Below are 20,523 nucleotides of genomic sequence, written 5' to 3' on the forward strand. Positions count from 1 at the left end.
TTCAAACTTATCAACAATTACGTGAACTTTTTTTCGTATACTTTGAAAGGCAACTACCATAGGATAGTTGCCTTTGTTAAAATATGTTGCGCCACACTTTTAACTGTTGTATCTGTTTTTGCAGCACGATCTATTAAAATACTTTTCGTCTGAGTAATTGCACAAATGGTTTTCTTTCGGCCAATTGAGTGAATTAATAGATTCCGACTGCGTCAAACGCGGCATTTGCTGCGGCTTCTTCTGCACTGCCTTCGCCATAGAGATCGGTTGCGGACTGGACAATGGCCTTGCGAGCGTCACTGAAGTCTGAATTGGCCGTTAAGTATACTGTCAGGGCGCGATAGTAAATCTGCCCGAGCTTTTGCCTGCCAAGTTCTTCGCCAATCAGGTACGCAGCATGGTTCGTGATTGATGAGTTAACATGGACTCCCCCGCCATCAACGGAGGTTGGCATGTGATAAAACTCGTCCATATGATCCGGGTAGACTCCGCCATTTGTGCTGTACGCCCTTCTTTGCTCATTTGAGACGATGACGCCGTTTGGATTGCTCAGGCTGCGCAAGACAGTTGAACCTGCTGCTTTAGCCTCCGGAGCCATGATATCCTCGCCCATTTCCCAATCGCTGTCGTCAACGAGTGCGCCAAAGACGTCGGCGAACGATTCATTCAGCGCTCCAGATTGATTGCGGTATACCAGGTTTGCTGAATGGGAGATGACACCATGAGTCATTTCGTGGGCCGCGACATCAAGGCCTGCTGATAGCGAAATCATGAACTTTCCATCCCCATCACCATATGTCATCCAGCGGCCATTCCAGGAAGCATTGTTGTAATTGTTGCCATAATGAACTTTTGAAATGATCGCCATCCCTTCTCCATCAAGGGAATTACGGCCATGTTCATTTAGATAATAGTCATATACCTTTTCGGAATTATAATGGGCATCGACAGCCGCGCGATCATAGTCGCTGATGAATGCGGCTGAATTCCCAACATAAACAGTGTCGTTACTGGATGTGTTATCATTTTTAGCATCGTACGTAACGATTCCTCCAAGGTCCTTATGGGAGTAATCGGCTAATGCAAACTTGGTACCAGCATTCGCATCTTTTACCTGCGTAATATGCAGCTGCCTGTGTTCGCCATGGACACCTTTCCCAGCTCCGTTTTGCGTTTGCTCATCAGCATGCATCAAGCCATTGTACTTGTCGATCACCTCTCCCGTTTTTGCATCCACAAAAACGAACCAATTGCCAGGCTCATCTCCCATGAAGTTGACATTCACTTTATAAGCTGTGAAATTTTTACCCTCAAAAGGAAGAACAACAAGCTCCGAAGTAGGATCGTATGTCAGCTCTTCTGGTGCATTGACAGATGCCAGTGCTGCGTCTAAAGCATCTTCACTGCTTAATGAAGCATTGGTGTCAACTGAACCCTCCGCAATTGTCTGATTGGTTCTTCCATTGACGGAGACGACCTCATTATTCTTGTTAAAATGAACAACAACCTCGGCACCTTCAACATTTACGCCATTCACGGATTGATTGAAGCGAACATGAGTCATGCCCAGCTTATCTTTTTGAGTGCTCTTCACCTTGAGGTTTTTATCAGGATGAAGAATACCAGTCTTGTCTTGGTTCTTCTTTAGGTAATTTAATGCTTCAGCAGCTGTGCTAGAAGAGAATTTTTCTGCAAACCGCTCCTTCACGAACAAAGGAACACTCGCCTTCTCATTCCACTCCTTGGAAGCTTGTCCACCAGCAGCCACACTTGAATCAACAGGCTGTGCGAACACACTGCTAACCGGAATAGAACCTACCAACATTGCCGACGACAAAACTACAGGTAAAACAAAATTCTTCTTCATACTCCCATTCCTCCCATCAATTTCCACTTGATAGGATTTATTATATATTTCTAGAGGCGAAACTTCATGAATAATTGGAATTATTTGAATAAATTAATGATGTGGACAGAAAAGCCTAATTTAGAGAACACGGGGACGCTCCTTGTGCTTCTATTTTCCCTCATTCCTTCAGGCATTTCGGATTACAACTAATAGCTGGTAGCAAGGGGACGTACCCTCTGCTTCTATTTTCCTTCGTCCACTCAGGTAGATTGGCTTATAGTTTCATAGCAGGAAGCAATGGATCCGTCTCCATGCTTCAACCATCCTCTTGCCACAAAAAAAGGAAGCATGAGATACGTCCCCATGCTTCCGTCCCCATGCTTCCTTTGAGTTTATAGATTTTCCCATTCTGATAGATATAGAATGTCTTTATCTGTCTGTTTTTCTTCTTCCAAGATGTGAATAAATTCTAATTCATTGCCATCGGGATCGTGGAAATATAAGCTGGCGGCTGGCATCCAGCTTAAAACGACTGGTTCTTTCCCTTCATGCCCAAATGCAGAAACTGCTTCAAGCCCTCTGTCTTTTAACCACTGAACTGAATTTCTTATTTCATCATAATTTACTTTGAATGCAAAATGACTTTTTCTCATCTTATCTTCAGGCAGCTCCCAAATTCCCAGCATCTGATCTTTCTTATTGTTTCTATCAAACCAAAAGAAAGCAACTTTTCTCTCTGGGATAACACGGGCTAAATCCAAACCTAAATTTTTATAAAATTCCACTGAAACTTCTAAGTTTGTTGTATAAATATGAGTTTCGTACAAAGTCCCTGGCATCATATGGTCCACTCCCCACTAAATCTTATGAACCTATCATATCCAACCCCGAAGAAACTGTATTGAATAATAAGATTGAGATTCTCTACAACTTTAGATGTAGGAAGCACGGGGACGTACCCTGCGCTTCTAAAAAACGGAAGCACGAGATACGTCCCCGTGCTTCCCCGCCAAAATCAACCTGAACTCCTGCCCACATTTTTTCATACTATAGGTTATGAAAATTACACAGTTAGGAGTTATGGTATGCCAAATGAAATGGATAAACAGCCATTTGAAGTGGTGAATGTAACCAGCCCAGCCTTGAATTCAAGACGCGGAAAGTACTTTATCGGCAAAACCGGTTTACTGAATTTCGGCGGCGGATATTACGCCTGGGGCGGAATCGTCAATCCAGTTGATTCTGGAGTGAATGTCTATATCGATATTTTTACGATAACAAACTTTTCAAATCAAAATTTCATCAGTGAAATCTGGTTAAACGCCAACCCTCCAAGAAAAGCAGAAGTCTCGTCCCATGTAACGCCAACAAATCAGGCGATTACACCTTCTCCACTTCCAAAAGCAGTCATGAAATTTGCTGGCTATTCTGCTGAGCCCATGACCAAAGGTGTGAATATATTTGATAGAATTGTTAACCAAAATTCCACCCTTGTAAGCGATTCACACAATGGCTCCATTATAATTGGTCCCGGCGACTCCTTCTCCATACTTCTGCGGCCGCCGGGATATCAATACATTTCAGGGACAATCGTTTTGACATGGTGGGAGGAAGCGGCGAATGCATGATCATGAGAAGACAGACATGAACTTTGAGTCAAAGGATATCGAAAAACAGCTTAATGAGGTCACTGTATTGCCCGAAAATGTTTATCACTCTTATCTCGGTGAGTACTTTCTCGGTCAAACGGATCTTATAACCTTCGGTGGTGGCTACAACGGATGGGGCGGACTGGTCAACCCGGCGGACTCCAATGTGAATATATTTTTGAACGCCTACACCATTAGCAACTATTCCAATGAGCCACTAACCACGGAAGCCTGGATCAGCAGCATCCTTCCTGGAAACGGAAAAATATCAAACAATTTCGCTGCTGGAAACCAAGCCATTGATCCGCCGCCAATGCCCAAGGTTAATATCAAAAGCGGCAGCTTCATTTCAGGAAATCCAAGCATTGGGACAAATGCCTTTGTAAGAAGAGTTGAGCCGATCACAACCCTTACAAAACATGATTTTCAAGGAATGTTCATCATCCCCCCGGGAAGCTCCTTTTCCTTATTCTTTTTGTCCCCGGGAAAAAGACAATTATATGCAAGAGTCGCCTTTGGCTGGTGGGAAGAAAAAGCATAGGAGCACGGGGACGTACCCTCTGCTCCTATTGTCCTTCATTCACCAGGCAATCGAGAAAACAACTCATAACTGAAGCTTGGATACGTCCCTTTGCTTCATACAGTGAACGTTTCACATAAAGCAAAAGAAGCATGAGGTACGTCCCCATGCTTCAATCTGTATCAAAATTCTTAGAGGAAAACTGCTCAAGCAATTCACGCACTTCATCTGTTGTTTTGGTGTTCATCAATTCACTTCTTAATCCAGCAGCTCCCTGGAATCCTTTTACATAGATCTTGAAAAAGCGATGGAGAGCCGTGAACGGGCGCAGCTCTAAATGCGCATACTTATCATGAAGCTCCATATGAAGTCTTAAGAGATCCAGCAATTCTTCACTGCTGTGTTCTTTCTTCTCTTTTTCAAAGGCAAATGGATTATGGAAAATTCCACGCCCAATCATAACTCCATCGACGCCATATTTTTCCACGAGCTCCAGGCCAGTTTGTCGGTCAGGAATATCCCCATTGATCGTCAAAAGTGTATCAGGTGCGATCTCGTCACGCAGCTTCTTAATCTCCGGGATCAGCTCCCAATGCGCTGGTACCTTGCTCATTTCATCCCTCGTGCGCAGATGAATGGAAAGATTCGCAATGTCCTGTTCCAAAATGTGCTTTAGCCAGGCCTTCCATTCGTCCACTTCCGAGAAACCAAGCCTTGTCTTGACACTTACTGGCAACCCGCCTGCTTTTGCCGCTTGGATTAATTCCGCTGCCACTTCAGGACGGCGGATCAGGCCGCTTCCCTTCCCGTTCTGCGTCACATTAGGGACAGGACAGCCCATATTGATATCCAGACCCTTAAAACCCATTTCCGCCATCCCAATACTCATTTGCCGGAAGTTTTCAGGCCTGTCCCCCCAGATATGGGCGACAATTGGCTGTTCATCCTCGGTAAAAGTCAAACGCCCCCGCACACTTTTGATCCCGTCCGGGTGGCAATAACTCTCACTGTTTGTAAACTCGGTAAAAAACACATCAGGTCGTGCTGCCTCGCTCACTACATGGCGGAAAACAACATCCGTCACTTCTTCCATTGGTGCCAGTATAAAAAATGGCCGTGGTAAATCACGCCAGAAATTTTCTTTCATCTTGCAATTCAATTCCTCTCATTAAGGGATATCAAGCCAACCCCTTATCCCAAAATTAAAAAGCAGAATGTCCCTGCTTCTTTTACACTTATACCATGCTTAGGTACTTTTTATCAAACGGATGGGAATGGTAATTTTAACTTCACAGTCTTTGTATAGTCAATATATCCTCTACTAACCTTCAAATAGCATTCCATTGACTGCGTTAAAAACGCTTAGCTAATAAAGACAATGGAAGAACAGTGAATTGACTGGAGCAAAGAGACATATCCCAGATACGTCCCATTGCTTTCCGTTCACCTCTATTAGTTTTAAATAGAAACACAAGAACGTTCAACTTATTCCCGCCATAACAGACGTTCTTTCTCTTCTATCTGTTTTTCGAACGTTTCGTCCCAGCGTTGGAGACAGGTATTCCAGACTCGCGCATAGAATTTGTCCTGTTCTTTATCGTAGAGTTGAAATTCGAGGCATGGGATGTGCTCAACTTTCAGCTGATCTAAGCTATTTACAGCTGACACTACTGTTTGAAAGCCACCTTCCTCCTCGCCATTTTCGCTCTCCGCCAGCACTTGCAGAATACGGTCCTTCTCTAAGATGTTCTGATGACTTCCATACCGGTAATATGGCAGTCCTTCGTCAATTTCAGGCAAAGGCTCGGCCATCTCTGACCAAACCTCATCGTGAATTGGGCTGTATGAAAGCATTGTCGACTCTTCTGGCAGCTCCTCTTCCATAATCCCTGTATTCAACTGCTCGCGCCCTCTCGATGTCAGCCTGTACCTTCCTTTTTCCAGTGTGATCAAACCCGTGCGCTGCATTTTCTTCAGTAAATCTTCAATGAACAGCTCCTCGACCAGCAGCAGTTGAGATAAATTGGCTGCACGATGGATTTGGGCCTTTTCAAAAGTGAGCAGCATCATTTTCATGAGAATGTCCATTTTATACCGTTTTACACGATTAAACGCCACAGTATAAATCGTCACCGGGAATTGCCAGATAACCTCTTTCCTGATTTGGACAGCTGGATTTTTAAGTAAATTCGCATGTAGCTGCTTTTTTAATTTATCCATTCATACCCACCTCTTCAAGGGTTCGCAATCCATTGTGCTTTTTGACAGTTTCAAAAACGTGAGTATACATTTTTCTGGCATCCCTATGTTTCGTCCGCTCGGTGAACATCTTCGTGCTGCCCACCATCACAAGCAGCTCTCTTGCTCTCGACAATGCTACATTCAGCCTGCGATAGTCTTTGGCAAACCCGATATCATCCTGCTTATTATCGTGATTACGCACCATACTTAACAGAATTACATCCATCTCCATGCCTTGGAATCTGTCCACTGTCCCTGTGCGGATCGTTAAGTGGGGCAAATGCAGCTCCTGTTGAAGCATGCGGTCGATTCTTTTCACTTGTTCTCCGTAAAAACTTATAACTCCAATACTTTTTTTCTCATTGGTATCCATTCTTCCAGATCTCTTTGCCTCCGCACTTGCATCATCAAGTTCCTTCAGCAATTCGCCAATTCTTTTCAATTCAGCAGGATTGTACAGGCTTTTTCCGCCTTTCATTCTTTCTTCGAAAAATATAGGCTCGTTTGGCATATCAAGCCAAAGGAGATGATTGTTCCGCTGGATGTGCAGTGATTCCAGCTTGTGGTCACGATCCAGGTCGGAGTCAATTAAACCACATTGGAGCACTTCGTTTTCTTGCAAATAAAATGGCGTTATCGTTTCCATAATGTTTTCATGCATCCGATATTGAATGGCAAGCATCGTTTTATTGTTTTTCGGCAAGTTTTTAAACAACCGTTCAAACAGCGACTCATTTAATAGCTTTTTAAGTTCAGCTTTTCCTTCAAAGTCTTCACTTTCTTCCGCCATTTCCTGCAGCGTTTCCTCCAGTGTATCGTTCCCCAAAAGAGGCGGCAGTTGATGATGGTCGCCGACCAGAATGATTTTTTTCCCTTTCAGCATCGGCAAAAGGAGCTCCGGCGGTGTTGCTTTTGATACTTCGTCAATTATGACAACGTCAAACATTGGGTAGTTTTCAATGAAGTCTTTGCGGGCGGAGGCCACACATGTTGTTCCAATTACATTTGCATGCTTCACATAAAGCTTTCGAATTTCATTCAGGTCATGGTCATTTGCTTCTTCCAGCAATGACTTCCACATTCCCTGGACATCCTGGAACAGCGGTATTCTCTGCTTTTCCTGTTTCAACGACTCCCGGGTAAAAGAAACGCTAGCCAGCTTCTTTAATACCTCTTCATGCTCCTTTTCGGGTTCTAAAGAAATGATTTCCTTTAGCGGCATTTGTTCAGCTTCTTTTTCTTTAATTATACAGATGAGATTTTCAAGCCTGACTCCGATTTCTGTTTGTTTCTGCTTTGCTTTCTGCAGCTGGAGAAATTCTTGTTCCTGTTTTTGACGATTCATTTTTACCCGGAGCCTGGCTTGTCCATATTGCTCTATCTTTGTTTGCAGTTCAAACGCTTTGGCTTCTTTTTCATGAAGCAATTCATTTGCATTTGGAATTATTACTGCTGAGACTATTTTTTGTGCATGTTTGTTTTGCAGGACATTAAGCTTGGCGGTCTGTTCGTCCATCTCTCTTTGATACTTTTGCTGCATCATCTTGTTTTCATCGAGAATAGGCTGGAGCTGGCCGATCAGTTCCTGTTTCAAATGGTGAAGCGCTTCTTGTGCCAACTTTTTATCTGTATCATTCAATTTTAGCTGGTTCGCTTTTTGCCAGATGAAATGTCTCCGGCCATAAAGGGCCTTAAGATAGGTTTCAATCCTGTAATGATGAATGGTTGATTTTTCTTTTAACTCACTTCTCAGTTTCTCTAAAAACTGGTCAATTTCGAGTGCTGTCGTAACAACGGGAGGCATTTTTCCCGCTTGTTCCTGAAGCTTACCGTACTTCTCCTCCCCCAAAAGCTGCTCAAGATAGGAAATCGCAGAATTTAACTTTTCATTAAATTCCTTTAATTTACCCAGCTGACTGATTCTATCGCTAAGTTGATCGAGCTTTGCGATTAATGACTGCACTTGCAGAGAGCGCGTCAGATTTTGTTCCAGAATGATCCACTTTAAACTGTTAAACTTTTTGGCGGCATTTATTCTTTCTGATATAGCTTCCTTCTGAAGCATGGCCTCTTTCCATGTCTCAGACTCAGCAGAAATCTTGTCTGCCGTTTGTTTCAGTTCCTTTATTTCGTCTTCTAGCACCTGAAGGGCTACACTGTCTTGCAGCCGTACAATCTCTACTTGGTTGGCTTCCAACTCTTTTTGAATCAAGTCACAATCAGGCTCTTCGGCCAAAAAAGCTTCGTCTTTAGCAATGGTTTCATTTATCAAACGCAGGGACTGTTCGGTTTTCTGTATAAGCTGCTGAATTGTTTGCCCCTCTTGTTCAACCTCATGAATGTTCTTTTTATGCTTTTCAATTAAAGACCGAACTTCATTATACTGCTGCTGCGTTTTCTTCTTTGCCTCAATTTCAACTTCCAATTGTGCACACTGTTGCTGAAGCCTCTCTTGTGCCTGTTCATTCGCGGTCCATTCCAATTCTATTTCCGTTTCCCGCTGGTTTCGAACTTCGATTTGGCTGGAGACTTCCTGCAGCGTATGGTCTTTCCAATACTGTCCGACATTTTCCTCGATGAACTTTTTGCCTTCTTCTTCTATGCTTTCCGTCCGCCCCACTCTGAGGATTCGGATATCCTTAGTTGCAAGCAATCGGCCGAGGGCATTGTCGACCGCTAAATTCGACTGCGACGCAACTAGAGTTCGCAGCCCCGCCTTCGCATTTTGCAGGCAGATTTCAGAAATAACGGTTGTTTTTCCTGTTCCTGGAGGCCCTTGGATGACGTATAAGTCTTCAGCAGACATAGCGCCCGTGACAGCTGCCTGCTGGAACTCGTTCAATCGATTGTGAAATTGCAGCTTCGCCTGTTTTTTGACCTCTTTGACCGGCGGCTTATTTTCAAATAAAAGGCGTTCCAGTTCAGGATTCGCGGCCAAACCGTTTTCCAATTGCTTAAACCCTTGCCGAAGTCTTTTCAGCTGGCTTAAGGTTGCAAAATTGCTAAAGATGACTTCCTTAGAAGGTACATCAAGCCGCTGCCTTCGGGCCTGAGCTTCCATATAACTGTGTATCTCCACCTCAACCGTGGAAGCCGACCGATTCGCTTTCAGAACTTTGCCAATCTCCTGCTCAATCCCCTTTAGCTTGACGCTCATATCCTTGAGCGACTTCCAATCCTTTTCATTCAGCTCACAGCCTGTTATTTTTACCCGACTGAAATCATCATTGAATATAAGCGTGGAATAGCGGGATGTTATATCAGGAATATCTGCGGACTGCTCCTGAATTTTCAGGTAGCCTTCCCAACTCGCAATACGCTTTTTCACATACATAGAACTTTCCTGGGCAATCGGCATGTTATGAATTAAGTTCAGTAAACCAAACGGTATTGGCCCACTACCTTTAACATTCAAGTCAAAAGTAAGATCTGCTGGAAGGCGCCAATTAGACGGCAATGGGATATGTGCGGGTCTCGTCGTTACATTTGTCGCAACAAACCCATCCTCTTTTACCAAACAATGTAAAACGACAACAAACCTGCCATATACCTCTGCCAGTCTTTCATTTCTTTCAATGTCAAAAAACAAGGCAGCGGAATTAAGACCCTCTGCCGATTGCGGATACTTTTCTATATAAACATGAAACGATTTCTCCAATAAAAAAAACGATCGCTCATCCAACCCAGCCTCTCGCATTTTACTCTTCGCCTTATTGGTCAAAACGATCGGACAACGATATGCCTTATTTTGAGCATTTTCCATATATCCACCTGCTTTTTTAACAAAAAAAGTTTTGAAATGGGCTCTTAATCTATAAATATCTACAGTTTTTTAATTAGGTTATTATAACATAATGTTTAGAGATCGAAGGGCAGGTTCATTGCCCAATTTTTGGTGTGGGATTGGATATAAAGAGCCTTATCCTCAAAGGATAAAGCTCCAATATTTATGCAAGTATAGTTTTCGCAACAGCTTCATAGTGTGTTTTAATGGGGAGATGATAGTGGTTTGCCCGCCTATAAATCTACTTGCCTTCCACATCCCAAATGGAGTCATTGAAGTCTATATTTTAACTTTTGGCTCTGTTAAACGAGGCTGTTGATTTTCGTTCCAGGCGCTTCGCTTTCCTCGGGGCGTGCGGTGAGCCTCCTCGTCGCTTTGCTCCTGTGGGGTCTCACCTGCCCGCTTCATCCCGAAGGAGTCTTCGCACCTTCCACTACAATCAACAGGTTTAAAAATCACAATTCAGCTTTAACATCTCTATTATTATGTCTTATTTTATATTCGTTTCATAATGCACTTCATTTAGTGCCACTATTTCAAGTTCTTTTATATCCTCATTCAGTTTCAAAGCTAAACTTTCAATTCCAAAGAATTCTGTGAAAGTATGACTTCCAATGATAAGATTGATCCCTTTAAACTGAGCATATTGAATCGTATACAAGTTACATTCTCCTGTAATATATACATCACACTTATTTTGAATTGCTTCCTTAAGGCAAGCTGTTGGCGCTCCATTACCACAGACTAAGCCCACTGTTTTCACCTTTCTATCATTAAACCGCCAGAATCTAACTGGTTCTTCAAGCAGATTTTCAATATTCCCCACTAATTCATCAAGCTCAATTTCCTCAGCATATTCTGCGACTCTGCCAAAATATAACCCTTCCCATTCGTGGGTCCTTTTGACAATTTCTAAATCCAACCTTTTTAAAAAACTATCATTTGTTCCAAAGTTACAGTCATCAAGCGGCAAGTGATTATAGTAGTGACTTATACCGTATTCCGTTAGTTTTTCTATGCATGTCTCTTTTAATCCATATATTTCATCCCATGCATCGTGGTGTGTCATCATCAGATCAACTCCACGATTTCTTGCTTCCTCTATCGTTTCAAGCGTTAGGTTCACACAGTAGCCTACCTTTTTAACTTTTTTATCTGCATTGTATGTAATCCCAGATTCACTTAAAAAGATTTCCTTATTGGCTATATTAAAAAGGTCATTTATTCGTTCAACAATTTGCGCAACCTCCATATACTTCCTCCTCAATTTCTTAATGTGTTGCCCAATTTTTTTTACCCGATTACTTCAATCTAAAATTCCTGCATCGTTCTTTCTTAAACAATGTTATTATCCATATTATACTATTCGGTTGAACAAAAACTGAGAATTACTTATCTCTGCCTAAAAGCTAATCCCAGAAGGCAAAAAATCCCCCGAACGATTAGTCCGAGGGAACATAAAAACTGTCATTCACTGCTGGCAATTAGGACAAAAGAAAGTCTTCCTTGAAGAAATTTCGCTTTTTACAATGGAAGCATGGCAACGCGAACATGCTTCACCTTCTCTGTCATAAACATAAAATTGATAGCCTCCTGTTTTGGCATCTCCTTTATATAGCGGGTTTTCCATATACCCACCTTGTTCGATTCCTCTTTTAAGAATGAACTGAATAGAATGATATAGCCGTGACAATTGTTGATCATCAAGATCAGTGATTTTTTTATCCGGTCGAATCTGTGAGTGCCAAAGAATCTCATCGGAATACCCATTCCCTATTCCAGCCAGCACTTCTTGATTGATTAATGTTGTTTTGATCGTTCCTTTTCTTTTTTGCATGAGTTGATGAAAGGCATCCAATGTAAAAGCAGGATCAAGCACTTCAGGTCCCAGTTTTTCAAACTCTTTCTCGACCTCTTCAGGTGACAAAAGATGCAGGTAGCCCAACCGCAGTCCAATGAAATATAAATGTTGTTCTCCAAAGGATAGCTTTACTTGAATTGTCCTGTTTGGCTTATCTTCCTCTTTGCCAAAAAACATCCATCCTCCAAGCATCAGGTGTAAAAGTAAACACTTTCCATCCTGCAGTTGAAAAATTAAATATTTAGCCCTTCTAGAAATCGTTTTTATCGCTTGATTTGAAACTTGCATAGCAAAAGTGTCAACCGGTACGTTAATGGACTTTTCCCGCCCAATCTCAACTTCTGTAATTCTCTGCCCACCGATCAGTGACCCCAGTAATGTTCTGTATGTTTCCATCTCTGGCAATTCAGGCATGATTCTGTCCTCCATTTAACCATTTGTTTTATACAGTATTTCCTACTGGCGGGTTATTATAAATGGCTGGTAATCAGGAGTCCAAAGCCGCAAAGAAACGAATTCCTTCATTAAGAATTCGTCCTAACAGCAATAGTCATAAGGGTGCAGCGGCGGGCAAGCCGGGAATATCCATTTTGGCTTATACGAAGGAGACTTCCAGTGCCATGCACCTAATGCAGCTGCACATGCATCGATCGAATGGCTCTCTGCTTCAATTTCAATAGGTATTAGTGTGAGTTTTTGCTCCGTAAGCCAATTGCGAATAAAACTTCTAGCTGATTGTTCTTGTTTGTAATCCAATGCATATTTAATATCTTCTCTGGATAGTCTTGATCCAATTACTGCTCCTGGATGGACTTCCACCATAGAAATTGGATGCAGGGAATTTAAATTTCCTATTTCTCTGCTAAGTTTTATTCCTCTTAATGTTAAGTACACCATTCTATTTAAGGTTGGCGGCATGATTGACCCGGCTCTCATTCCTAAATTCACAATAAACTTTCTAAGTTCCCGGTCACCTTCTCTATCTCCTCCACCGTCTTCATAGGATAACGGTGCATCAATGCCGATCACTACCTCATCTAGCTGACTTTGCAAAAAGACCTCGCTCAATATGTCCTGATCACTTAAATTATTTGCCCACTTAACCAATTGCAGGTGTGTTCCCTTTTGTTCAAAAATAGCGAGAACAGTATCCTTGTGATTTTTAGGTCCAGATAAATCAATTCCGATCACTCTCATATAAAACCCTCTTTCGTCATAATACTGTCTCAGCTAATCCAGCAGACTTTGTTCATATGATTAAACTTGATTAAAAAGCCTTATCCATCAAAGGATAAGGCTCTCAAATTTTATGCAAGTACAATCTTCGCAACTGCTTCACAGTGCGTAGTCTGCGGAAACATATCAACAGGCTGCACTTCAACCGTCTTATACCCGCCATCCTCAAGGATCCGCAAATCCCTCGCAAGAGTAGCAGGATTACAGGACACATACACAACCTTCTTAGGTTTCATATCGATAATCGTCTGCAGCAATGCTTCGTCACAGCCTTTTCGCGGCGGATCGACTACTAACACATCGGCACTGTTCCCTTCCGAATACCAAGCAGGAATTACTTTTTCAGCTTCACCGACTGCAAATTCTGCATTTGAGATTTCGTTAAGCTCAGCGTTTCTTTTTGCATCTTCAATCGCTTCCGGTACGATTTCAACCCCGAATACCTTCTTCGCTTTTTGCGCTAAAAATAAGGAGATCGTGCCGATGCCGCAGTACGCGTCGATGACGGATTCCTCGCCTGTCAGCTCGGCGTACTCAAGAGCCTTGTCATAAAGCACCTTCGTTTGCTCAGGGTTTACCTGGTAAAAGGAACGCGCGGATATCGCGAACTTGATATCGCCGATATAATCATAAATGACCTCGCTGCCCCAGAGGACCTCTGTTTTATCGCCCATGATTACATTTGTTTTCTTCGAATTCACATTATGCACGATCGATTTTACCTTTGGCAGCCTTGCGATAATTTCCTCCACAAGCTTGTTCTTATGAGGGATCTCATTCGTTCTCGTCACAACGACGACCATCAGCTCGCCGGTCTGCCTGCCGTAGCGGGCCATGATGTGGCGAAGCACTCCTTTGTGCGACTCCTCATTGTACGCCTGAATTCCGAGCTCACTGGCGATTTCTTTTACCGCCTGAACGGCTTCATTTATTTCATGCAGGTGCAAAAGACTCTCGTTCGTATCAACGATTTCATGGCTGCGCGGCTTGAAGAAGCCTGCGATCAGCCTGCCGTCCTTCTCCCCAACCGGCACCTGCGCCTTGTTCCGGTAATGCCAGGGATTCTCCATCCCCAAAATTGGATGCACCTTCACATCCTCAAGCTTGCCGATGCGCGTCAGCACCTGCTTCACCTGATTCTCCTTATACTTCAGCTGCCCCTCATAACTGATATGCTGCAGCTGGCAGCCGCCGTACTTATGGGCATCCTCAGCAGGGCACTCCACGCGGAAGCTGCTTCTCTCCAAAATCTCCATTAAGCGTCCAAAACCATATCCTTTGTTCACCTTGATGACTTTTACGCTCGCTTTTTCGCCGGGAAGGCCGCCCGGTACAAAAATCGGGTAGCCATCGACCTTGGCCACGCCCGCACCGTCATGCGTCAAATCCTCAAATACTACATCTATAAAATCGTTCTTTGTAACCGGTATTGTTTTGCTCATGTTTTCCGTCCTTTGCTGTGAATTAGCTAAGTCAGATTTTATCATAACAAAGGGCGGATTGCGAAAAGCTTATCTGGCTTCCACTTTCTTGGCCCGCCCCTGCTCGGGATAGCTTTCGGCTACAGGACCGTCCAGCCAGAATACGATATGGCCGCCCTTTTTGAACTGATCCGCCTTGTCATAGCTCACCCAGATCAAATCAAGCCCACCCTGGTCAATCAGCGCTTCACTGGAAACATCTTTGAGTTCTTCATATCTTTCCCGGCTGATATCCTCAACCACCAGCATTCGACCCTCTTTTTTCTCTAAAATAAACCCCTCTTTGGCATCAGATGCCTCCAGCTTGCCTGTACAGCCGATCACGATGACCGAAATCGCTATCAACAGCAGAAAAAAGAACTGCATCGCTTTCATCTCTATTTCCCCCTTTTTCCATTCGACGATTTCCTGGTAAAAAAAGTTACCGTCCATTCAGCCTAAAAAAGCCCATTAAAAAGAAGCACGTCCCCGTGCTTCTTATTCTACGGTGAATTTTTGTTGTGCTTTGTATTTTGGTCCTCCGGTTGGGGTCATCCAGATTGTGATTGTGTAGTCGCCTTTTTCCAGTGAAAGGTTGTTCAGGTCGATGGTATAGGCCAATGTTTCTCCTTGTTTGATCGTCACTTCACCTAGAGCCTGTAAGAATGCGGCTGTGCTTGAAAACAGGAAGATTTCTTCGCCGTCTTTATTTTTAACTGAATAATCATATCTTTGAGAGCTTGTAAATTTAAGCGTGACTTCTTGTTCTGTCTGATTTTTCACTTCGTAACTGAAAACCAGCGGGCTTTGCTGTGTCACGGCTGCCATCATTTCTCCTGCCACGATTCCTTGCCCTCCTTTGTCCGTTCCATTTACAGGCACATCCTTTGGTACCTTGTTTTCCGTCCCACCTGCAGGTTCAGCCTTCGATACTTCTTTTTCCGTCCCGCATCCTGAAATCAGTAATCCGAGCAGTAATATCATCCATAGCTTTTTCATCGCTATTCCTCCATATAAAAAGATCCTTCATTCTATTTGTCATAGAAAATGAGGAAAAAGTTACACCCATGGAGGATTTATGGGCCTTAAAGTGCCCTACCCAATAAGAATTTTTTCCTCGGCGTAACGCAGATTTGCTTTTTTCGTATGAATGGCCAATGCGAATGCCATCGTGAGCGGGCCTACACGGCCGATGAACATCAAGATCGTGATCAGGATTTTGCCCCAATGGCTAAGGTCCGCCGTCAGACCCGCGCTCATCCCGACCGTCCCAAAGGCTGAAACAGTTTCAAAAGCAATCAGATGCATCTCGGCTCCCTTTTCGGTAATCGTCAGCAAAAAGAAAATCAAAAAGATAAAAATCATACCCGAAACAGCGATTGCCAAAGACCTGAATACCAATGAACTCGGGATTCTCCTGCGGAATAGATTGATTTCTTCCTTATTGGAAATGACTGCTCCCAGCGTCAGAATCAATACAGCAAATGTCGTCACCTTTATCCCGCCACCTGTCGAACCTGGCGCGGCACCGATGAACATCAGGCCCATCATCAAGACAAGCGAGCTTAACGTCATCTGGCTGGTATCAAGCGTATTGAAGCCGGCGGTACGAGTAACAACTCCCTGAAAATAGGCAGCCCACCATTTATCGGCCGTACCCAGGCTCCCAAGTGTTTCAGGATTATTGAATTCCAGGGCGAAAATCAGCAGTGTGCTTACTACATTTAGCAGCAGGGTGAACGTGACAACGATTTTCGTGTGGAGCGTGACCCTGGTGAACTTTTTCTTTTCCAATAAGTCGGCAATCACGAAAAAGCCGATTCCGCCAATAATGAACAAACCTGTAATAACCAGATTCACGGCAGGGTCACCGACCCATTTCATCAGGCTGTCTGGCTCCAGCCCAAATCCCGCATTGTTAAAAGCCGAAATCGAATGAAAAATCCCATAGTAGATTGCCTTTCCAACACTCATATCCTGCGACCAGCGGATTGCCAAAATAGTGGCTCCTACTGCTTCAACAGTCAGGGTGATCACAATAACGCGCCTAAGCAGCAGGATGATTCCTTTTAGCGAAAAAGTGTTCATCGACTCCTGTAGCAGCATCCTTTGCCTAAAGCCAATCTTCTTCCCCATGGCAATGAACATTAAAACTCCGCTTGTCATGAAGCCCCAGCCGCCGACCTGGATCAAGGCCAAAAGGACAATCTGGCCAAACAGCGTAAAAGTGGTTCCTGTATCGACGACCGCGAGTCCGGTAACACAGACTGCAGAGGTTGCCTCAAATAACGCATCAATCAGGCTTAAATGATGCCTGTCCCTAGTGGCAGCGGGAATCATGAATAGTGCTGTTCCTATGATGATTAAAGTCATGAATCCCAAGATAAGAATATGTGCAGGATATAATTTGATCATGCCAAGCTTTTTAATTTTTTTTAGAAAAGACATACAGATCTCCTTATGATGGCAACAGATATTTTATTATTTCACAAAAGACACAATCGCTAAACAACTGATAAGGATCTCTTATTCCCCATAATCTTCGAAATGCTTCCCAGCTTCATAATATTCGCTGTCTGGCACCCCGACTGATACCTGCTTGATTTTATCCTCATTAATTGAATATAAATAGACCCAGCCTGGTTCGTTTTCAAATCGTACTTCCAATTGGTACGGTCCATACTGGCGGCCTATTCTCCTGCTGATTTCCCATTCCTCCCCCGGGTACTTCGTTTCAAGATATTCATCTAATTGCTCGGTCTTGATTGCTACATGATAATCAATCCAGAATGGCCGAACAGCGAAAAAGACGAGTTCAGCGAGCGCGACCAGTAAAACGATGCAGAGGCCAATCCTGCGGTATTTTTTCGGAAAGATGAACACTAAAATTAAGAGTCCAAGAATCACTCCGACCGCCATCATAATTTCAATAATCGTTATAGGATGCATCCCTTATACTCCTCTATCTATTTTTTCTAAAACCGATTGGGATAAAGTGCAGCATCAATAGCAGCAGAATAAAAGGAAGCAGCTTCGTCTCAAATGAATCGGGATAAAATGTCACAAGGGACACATAAATTATGGCTGTTACCAGAAAGGCAATAATGAAAGTCTTCACACTGCCGAATTTATCCAGCATTTTTTCTCTTATTTTAAACATTGGTTCGATGACAAACTCCAAAAGCAAGGCAATTGCCAATAGTGTTAAAAACTCCATTTTCATCCCCCGCACAAATTTCTCCTCTCCATTTTACCATCATCTTCTAGGTGAAGATGAATAAATATCATGTAAGGAAGTATGGGGATGCTGATTGCTTCAATGGTGTTAAAAGGCATACTGGCTTTTATTTTTATCGCGGCCGGAACGGGCAAGGTGCTTGGGTTGAAGATGCATCGGGAGAATTTTGACCGTTGGAGACTTCCTCAGGGGTTTCGTATCGTGACAGGGATTGTGGAACTGCTATGTTCGGTGTTACTGATCTTAGGTTTCTGGCAAACTGATTATGCCGCAGCTGGAGCGCTGATGCTTGGAATTATTTGCATCGGAGGCGTGCTGACCCATCTTCGTGTGAAGGATGGATTCAAAGAGACGATGCCCATCGGCGTTTTTGGCCTATGTGCTTATGTGTTATTTTTCCTTGTATATTAGTGAAAAAGAAAGACGGAACCTTGGCAGTTCCGTCTTTCTTGTTTATTTCACTTTTTGCTTCGACATATATAAGAACGCTTTTATCATAAAATAACTGATTTCATCGGGTAAGAGTTCCTTAATCGGCTTAAGTTTGTCGCGGCCGGCTTCTGCGACTGCTTTTTCGAGATCTCCTAGGTACTCGGCAGGAATCAGCAGCGAGTAATCGACGTCCATTTTCTGCTGGATGCAAAGAGTCAGATGGTTTTCGATCGTGCTTTCTGCGAGCTCTCGTTTGGCCGCAATCTCTCCGACCTTAAGCCCCTCCTGATGAAGCTTGTACGTTTCCAGATGGGAGTCGCCTACGGTTTTCTTCCTCGCAGGCTTTGGCGGCTCGGCAGCAGCATTCAGCACTGGCTGCCTTTCCGGATGCTCCTCGCAAAACTCGATGATTTTCTCGATAAAAGGTGCTCCGTACTTCGTCAGCTTATGTTCACCGACACCATTGACATTCAGGAACTCAGCTTCTGTTAATGGCAGCTTCAGGCACATGTCCTTCAAAGCGGAATCGGAGAAAATCACAAATGGCGGCACCTTTTCCGTTTCCGCCACCGCCTTCCTCAGGGCCCGCAGCTCCTCGAACAATGGATCATCATTTGCCACCTGCTTAATTTGGACAGCCTCTTTCCGGAAAACCTTCGTTTTGCCTAAAAGAACATCCTTCCCCTTCGCCGGTACAAAAATCGTTGGGAACGAACCATGCTCGACGCCAATCAGCTCCTGGGAAATCAGGAATTCGATCAGGTCATTCACATGCTTTGTGCTTCTGTCCTTCATCAGCCCATAGGTAGGCAGTTTGTCCAGGCGGAACTCGAGGACCTTTTTATTTTTCGAGCCAGTCAGGACATTGGCGGTCATCGCCTTGCCGAATTTCTGGCCCATCCGGATGATGCATGACAGCACCATCTGCGCGTCCTTCGTGACATCCTGCGTTTCGCGGGCATCGGTACAGTTGCCGCAGCGGCCGCACGGGGTCGTTTCGGTCTCGCCAAAATAGTGAAGGATATAGGATTGCAGACACTCTTCGGTATGGCAATAGCCAACCATCTGCTGCAGTTTTTCAAGCTCAGGGGCAATTCGCTCGCGATCGGCAGACTGGTCGATCAGGAAGCGCTGCACCTGGACATCCTGCGAGGAGTACAGGACGATACATTCACTGTCCAAACCATCACGGCCGGCACGGCCCGCCTCCTGATAATAGCTCTCCATATTCTTCGGCAGCTGAAAATGGATGACATAGCGGATATTGCTTTTATCGATACCCATACCGAATGCCGAGGTCGCGACCATGACCGTTGCTTCATCCTGTAAAAATCGTTCCTGCTCGCTGTTCCGGTCCTCATCATTCATGCCGGCATGATAGCGGGCTGCGTTTACACCTTCTTTTTTCAGCCATTCATAAAGCTGGTCAACATTCTTCCGGGTCGCTGTGTAGATGATCCCAGCTTCCTTTTCGTTCTTTTTTACAAATTCCTTCATAAAAGCCTGGCGGTCCTGGCCTTTAATGACAGAAAAGCTTAGGTTTGTCCGCTCAAACCCTGTAATCACTGTGTTCTCAGGGTTTATTTTTAGCGATGCGCAGATATCCTCCCGGACCTTTGGTGTAGCCGTCGCTGTTAACGCGAGCACGATTGGCTGCCTCGGCAGCCGGTCAGCAAGACTCGAGATGTGCAGATAGCTCGGGCGGAAATCATGGCCCCACTGGGAAATACAGTGCGCTTCATCGACAGCAATCAGCGGGATGTCCATGTCCTGCAGATCATCCATGAACTCCCATGAACCAAGACGCTCAGGCGCAATGTACAGCAGCTTGTACTTTCCACGGCGCGCATCATCCATGCGGGCCGCCGCTTCCCCGGCAGACAGCGAGCTGTTGATATACGTCGCCGGAATCCCATGCTGGACCAGCGTATCCACCTGGTCCTTCATCAGGGAGATGAGCGGCGAAATAACAATCGTCGTACCCGGCAGCACCAGCGCAGGAATCTGATAAACAATCGACTTGCCACCACCAGTAGGCATCACACAAACAGTGTTTTTTCCTTCCAGGACAGAACTGATCGCCTGTTCCTGGCCATGACGAAACGACGAATAACCAAAATGATTTTGCAATAACTCAAGGGCTTTTTGAAGCAAGATAGGCGGGCTCCTTTCAATGAGAAAAATTTGAGGAATTTTAAGAGGAGTAACAATACTATTGTAACAGATTCGGGAATAGAGCCCAAGAAAAGAAAG

18 protein-coding genes are annotated in these 20,523 nt (G+C 44.1%); 3 read left to right on the top strand and 15 right to left on the bottom strand.

What is annotated here, in order from left to right:
- Positions 1-193: 193 nt before the first annotated feature.
- Positions 194-1,867 (bottom strand): M4 family metallopeptidase, encoded by a 1,674-nt coding sequence (locus AC3EBE_RS12090; protein ID WP_488595284.1) that lies wholly within the window; start codon positions 1,865-1,867, stop codon positions 194-196.
- Between the two features lie 374 nt (positions 1,868-2,241).
- Positions 2,242-2,691: a VOC family protein gene (locus AC3EBE_RS12095; protein WP_488595285.1), complete on the bottom strand. Its 450-nt coding sequence runs from the start codon at positions 2,689-2,691 to the stop codon at positions 2,242-2,244.
- A gap of 243 nt (positions 2,692-2,934) precedes the next feature.
- On the opposite strand from AC3EBE_RS12095, the gene AC3EBE_RS12100 reads away from it, so the two are divergent.
- Together AC3EBE_RS12100 and AC3EBE_RS12105 are read left to right on the top strand one after the other, a co-directional pair.
- Positions 2,935-3,477 carry a DUF6143 family protein gene (locus tag AC3EBE_RS12100; RefSeq protein ID WP_488595286.1) on the top strand — a complete coding sequence of 181 codons (543 nt, stop codon included), beginning with the start codon at positions 2,935-2,937 and terminating at the stop codon, positions 3,475-3,477.
- Complete coding sequence (locus AC3EBE_RS12105; RefSeq protein WP_488595287.1) at positions 3,470-4,039, top strand: DUF6143 family protein; 570 nt, start codon at positions 3,470-3,472, stop codon at positions 4,037-4,039. The genes AC3EBE_RS12100 and AC3EBE_RS12105 overlap by 8 nt, the downstream gene beginning before the upstream one ends.
- 151 nt (positions 4,040-4,190) lie before the next feature.
- Here AC3EBE_RS12105 and AC3EBE_RS12110 read toward each other — a convergent pair whose 3' ends face one another.
- From AC3EBE_RS12110 to AC3EBE_RS12165, 12 genes are all read right to left on the bottom strand, one after another.
- Entirely contained in the window at positions 4,191-5,165 is a 975-nt protein-coding gene (locus AC3EBE_RS12110; RefSeq protein ID WP_488595288.1) for a tRNA dihydrouridine synthase, read from the bottom strand.
- Positions 5,166-5,503: 338 nt separating this feature from the next.
- Positions 5,504-6,238, bottom strand: coding sequence for a hypothetical protein (locus AC3EBE_RS12115; RefSeq protein ID WP_488595289.1), 735 nt, complete (start codon positions 6,236-6,238; stop codon positions 5,504-5,506).
- Complete coding sequence (locus AC3EBE_RS12120; protein WP_488595290.1) at positions 6,231-10,022, bottom strand: DEAD/DEAH box helicase; 3,792 nt, start codon at positions 10,020-10,022, stop codon at positions 6,231-6,233. Before AC3EBE_RS12120 ends, AC3EBE_RS12115 begins: the two co-directional genes overlap by 8 nt.
- Positions 10,023-10,533: 511 nt before the next feature.
- A complete protein-coding gene (locus tag AC3EBE_RS12125; RefSeq protein ID WP_488595291.1) occupies positions 10,534-11,295 on the bottom strand; it encodes a Nif3-like dinuclear metal center hexameric protein in 762 nt (253 codons plus the stop codon).
- Between the two features lie 219 nt (positions 11,296-11,514).
- Complete coding sequence (gene mutM / locus AC3EBE_RS12130) at positions 11,515-12,318, bottom strand: bifunctional DNA-formamidopyrimidine glycosylase/DNA-(apurinic or apyrimidinic site) lyase (protein WP_488595292.1); 804 nt, start codon at positions 12,316-12,318, stop codon at positions 11,515-11,517.
- A 123-nt stretch (positions 12,319-12,441) separates the two neighbouring features.
- Complete coding sequence (locus AC3EBE_RS12135; protein ID WP_488595293.1) at positions 12,442-13,101, bottom strand: DUF429 domain-containing protein; 660 nt, start codon at positions 13,099-13,101, stop codon at positions 12,442-12,444.
- 110 nt (positions 13,102-13,211) lie between these two features.
- The gene (gene rlmD, locus AC3EBE_RS12140) at positions 13,212-14,582 is read right to left on the bottom strand and encodes a 23S rRNA (uracil(1939)-C(5))-methyltransferase RlmD (protein WP_488595294.1); all 1,371 of its coding nucleotides are present in this window, start codon (positions 14,580-14,582) and stop codon (positions 13,212-13,214) included.
- A 69-nt stretch (positions 14,583-14,651) separates the two neighbouring features.
- Complete coding sequence (locus tag AC3EBE_RS12145) at positions 14,652-14,996, bottom strand: DUF3221 domain-containing protein (RefSeq protein ID WP_488595295.1); 345 nt, start codon at positions 14,994-14,996, stop codon at positions 14,652-14,654.
- 102 nt (positions 14,997-15,098) lie between these two features.
- Positions 15,099-15,599: a BsuPI-related putative proteinase inhibitor gene (locus AC3EBE_RS12150; RefSeq protein WP_488595296.1), complete on the bottom strand. Its 501-nt coding sequence runs from the start codon at positions 15,597-15,599 to the stop codon at positions 15,099-15,101.
- 96 nt (positions 15,600-15,695) lie between these two features.
- Positions 15,696-17,048: a TrkH family potassium uptake protein gene (locus AC3EBE_RS12155; protein ID WP_488595297.1), complete on the bottom strand. Its 1,353-nt coding sequence runs from the start codon at positions 17,046-17,048 to the stop codon at positions 15,696-15,698.
- 78 nt (positions 17,049-17,126) lie between these two features.
- The gene (locus tag AC3EBE_RS12160; protein WP_488595298.1) at positions 17,127-17,549 is read right to left on the bottom strand and encodes a hypothetical protein; all 423 of its coding nucleotides are present in this window, start codon (positions 17,547-17,549) and stop codon (positions 17,127-17,129) included.
- A gap of 13 nt (positions 17,550-17,562) precedes the next feature.
- Entirely contained in the window at positions 17,563-17,817 is a 255-nt protein-coding gene (locus tag AC3EBE_RS12165; protein ID WP_488595299.1) for a hypothetical protein, read from the bottom strand.
- An 87-nt stretch (positions 17,818-17,904) separates the two neighbouring features.
- On the opposite strand from AC3EBE_RS12165, the gene AC3EBE_RS12170 reads away from it, so the two are divergent.
- Positions 17,905-18,249 carry a DoxX family protein gene (locus AC3EBE_RS12170; RefSeq protein ID WP_488595300.1) on the top strand — a complete coding sequence of 115 codons (345 nt, stop codon included), beginning with the start codon at positions 17,905-17,907 and terminating at the stop codon, positions 18,247-18,249.
- 42 nt (positions 18,250-18,291) lie between these two features.
- On the opposite strand, the gene recQ is transcribed toward AC3EBE_RS12170, so the two are convergent.
- Positions 18,292-20,424 carry a DNA helicase RecQ gene (gene recQ, locus AC3EBE_RS12175; protein ID WP_488595301.1) on the bottom strand — a complete coding sequence of 711 codons (2,133 nt, stop codon included), beginning with the start codon at positions 20,422-20,424 and terminating at the stop codon, positions 18,292-18,294.
- Positions 20,425-20,523: the final 99 nt, after the last annotated feature.

This window comes from Mesobacillus sp. (assembly GCF_057785455.1).

What these genes read in the sequence shown, in the direction of transcription:
- AC3EBE_RS12090 (WP_488595284.1), bottom strand. Translation starts at nt 1,867, where the DNA reads ATGAAGAAGAATTTTGTTTTACCTGTAGTTTTGTCGTCGGCAATGTTG.
- AC3EBE_RS12095 (WP_488595285.1), bottom strand. Translation starts at nt 2,691, where the DNA reads ATGATGCCAGGGACTTTGTACGAAACTCATATTTATACAACAAACTTA.
- AC3EBE_RS12100 (WP_488595286.1), top strand. Translation starts at nt 2,935, where the DNA reads ATGCCAAATGAAATGGATAAACAGCCATTTGAAGTGGTGAATGTAACC.
- AC3EBE_RS12105 (WP_488595287.1), top strand. Translation starts at nt 3,470, where the DNA reads ATGCATGATCATGAGAAGACAGACATGAACTTTGAGTCAAAGGATATC.
- AC3EBE_RS12110 (WP_488595288.1), bottom strand. Translation starts at nt 5,165, where the DNA reads ATGAAAGAAAATTTCTGGCGTGATTTACCACGGCCATTTTTTATACTG.
- AC3EBE_RS12115 (WP_488595289.1), bottom strand. Translation starts at nt 6,238, where the DNA reads ATGGATAAATTAAAAAAGCAGCTACATGCGAATTTACTTAAAAATCCA.
- AC3EBE_RS12120 (WP_488595290.1), bottom strand. Translation starts at nt 10,022, where the DNA reads ATGGAAAATGCTCAAAATAAGGCATATCGTTGTCCGATCGTTTTGACC.
- AC3EBE_RS12125 (WP_488595291.1), bottom strand. Translation starts at nt 11,295, where the DNA reads ATGGAGGTTGCGCAAATTGTTGAACGAATAAATGACCTTTTTAATATA.
- mutM (WP_488595292.1), bottom strand. Translation starts at nt 12,318, where the DNA reads ATGCCTGAATTGCCAGAGATGGAAACATACAGAACATTACTGGGGTCA.
- AC3EBE_RS12135 (WP_488595293.1), bottom strand. Translation starts at nt 13,101, where the DNA reads ATGAGAGTGATCGGAATTGATTTATCTGGACCTAAAAATCACAAGGAT.
- rlmD (WP_488595294.1), bottom strand. Translation starts at nt 14,582, where the DNA reads ATGAGCAAAACAATACCGGTTACAAAGAACGATTTTATAGATGTAGTA.
- AC3EBE_RS12145 (WP_488595295.1), bottom strand. Translation starts at nt 14,996, where the DNA reads ATGAAAGCGATGCAGTTCTTTTTTCTGCTGTTGATAGCGATTTCGGTC.
- AC3EBE_RS12150 (WP_488595296.1), bottom strand. Translation starts at nt 15,599, where the DNA reads ATGAAAAAGCTATGGATGATATTACTGCTCGGATTACTGATTTCAGGA.
- AC3EBE_RS12155 (WP_488595297.1), bottom strand. Translation starts at nt 17,048, where the DNA reads ATGTCTTTTCTAAAAAAAATTAAAAAGCTTGGCATGATCAAATTATAT.
- AC3EBE_RS12160 (WP_488595298.1), bottom strand. Translation starts at nt 17,549, where the DNA reads ATGCATCCTATAACGATTATTGAAATTATGATGGCGGTCGGAGTGATT.
- AC3EBE_RS12165 (WP_488595299.1), bottom strand. Translation starts at nt 17,817, where the DNA reads ATGGAGTTTTTAACACTATTGGCAATTGCCTTGCTTTTGGAGTTTGTC.
- AC3EBE_RS12170 (WP_488595300.1), top strand. Translation starts at nt 17,905, where the DNA reads ATGCTGATTGCTTCAATGGTGTTAAAAGGCATACTGGCTTTTATTTTT.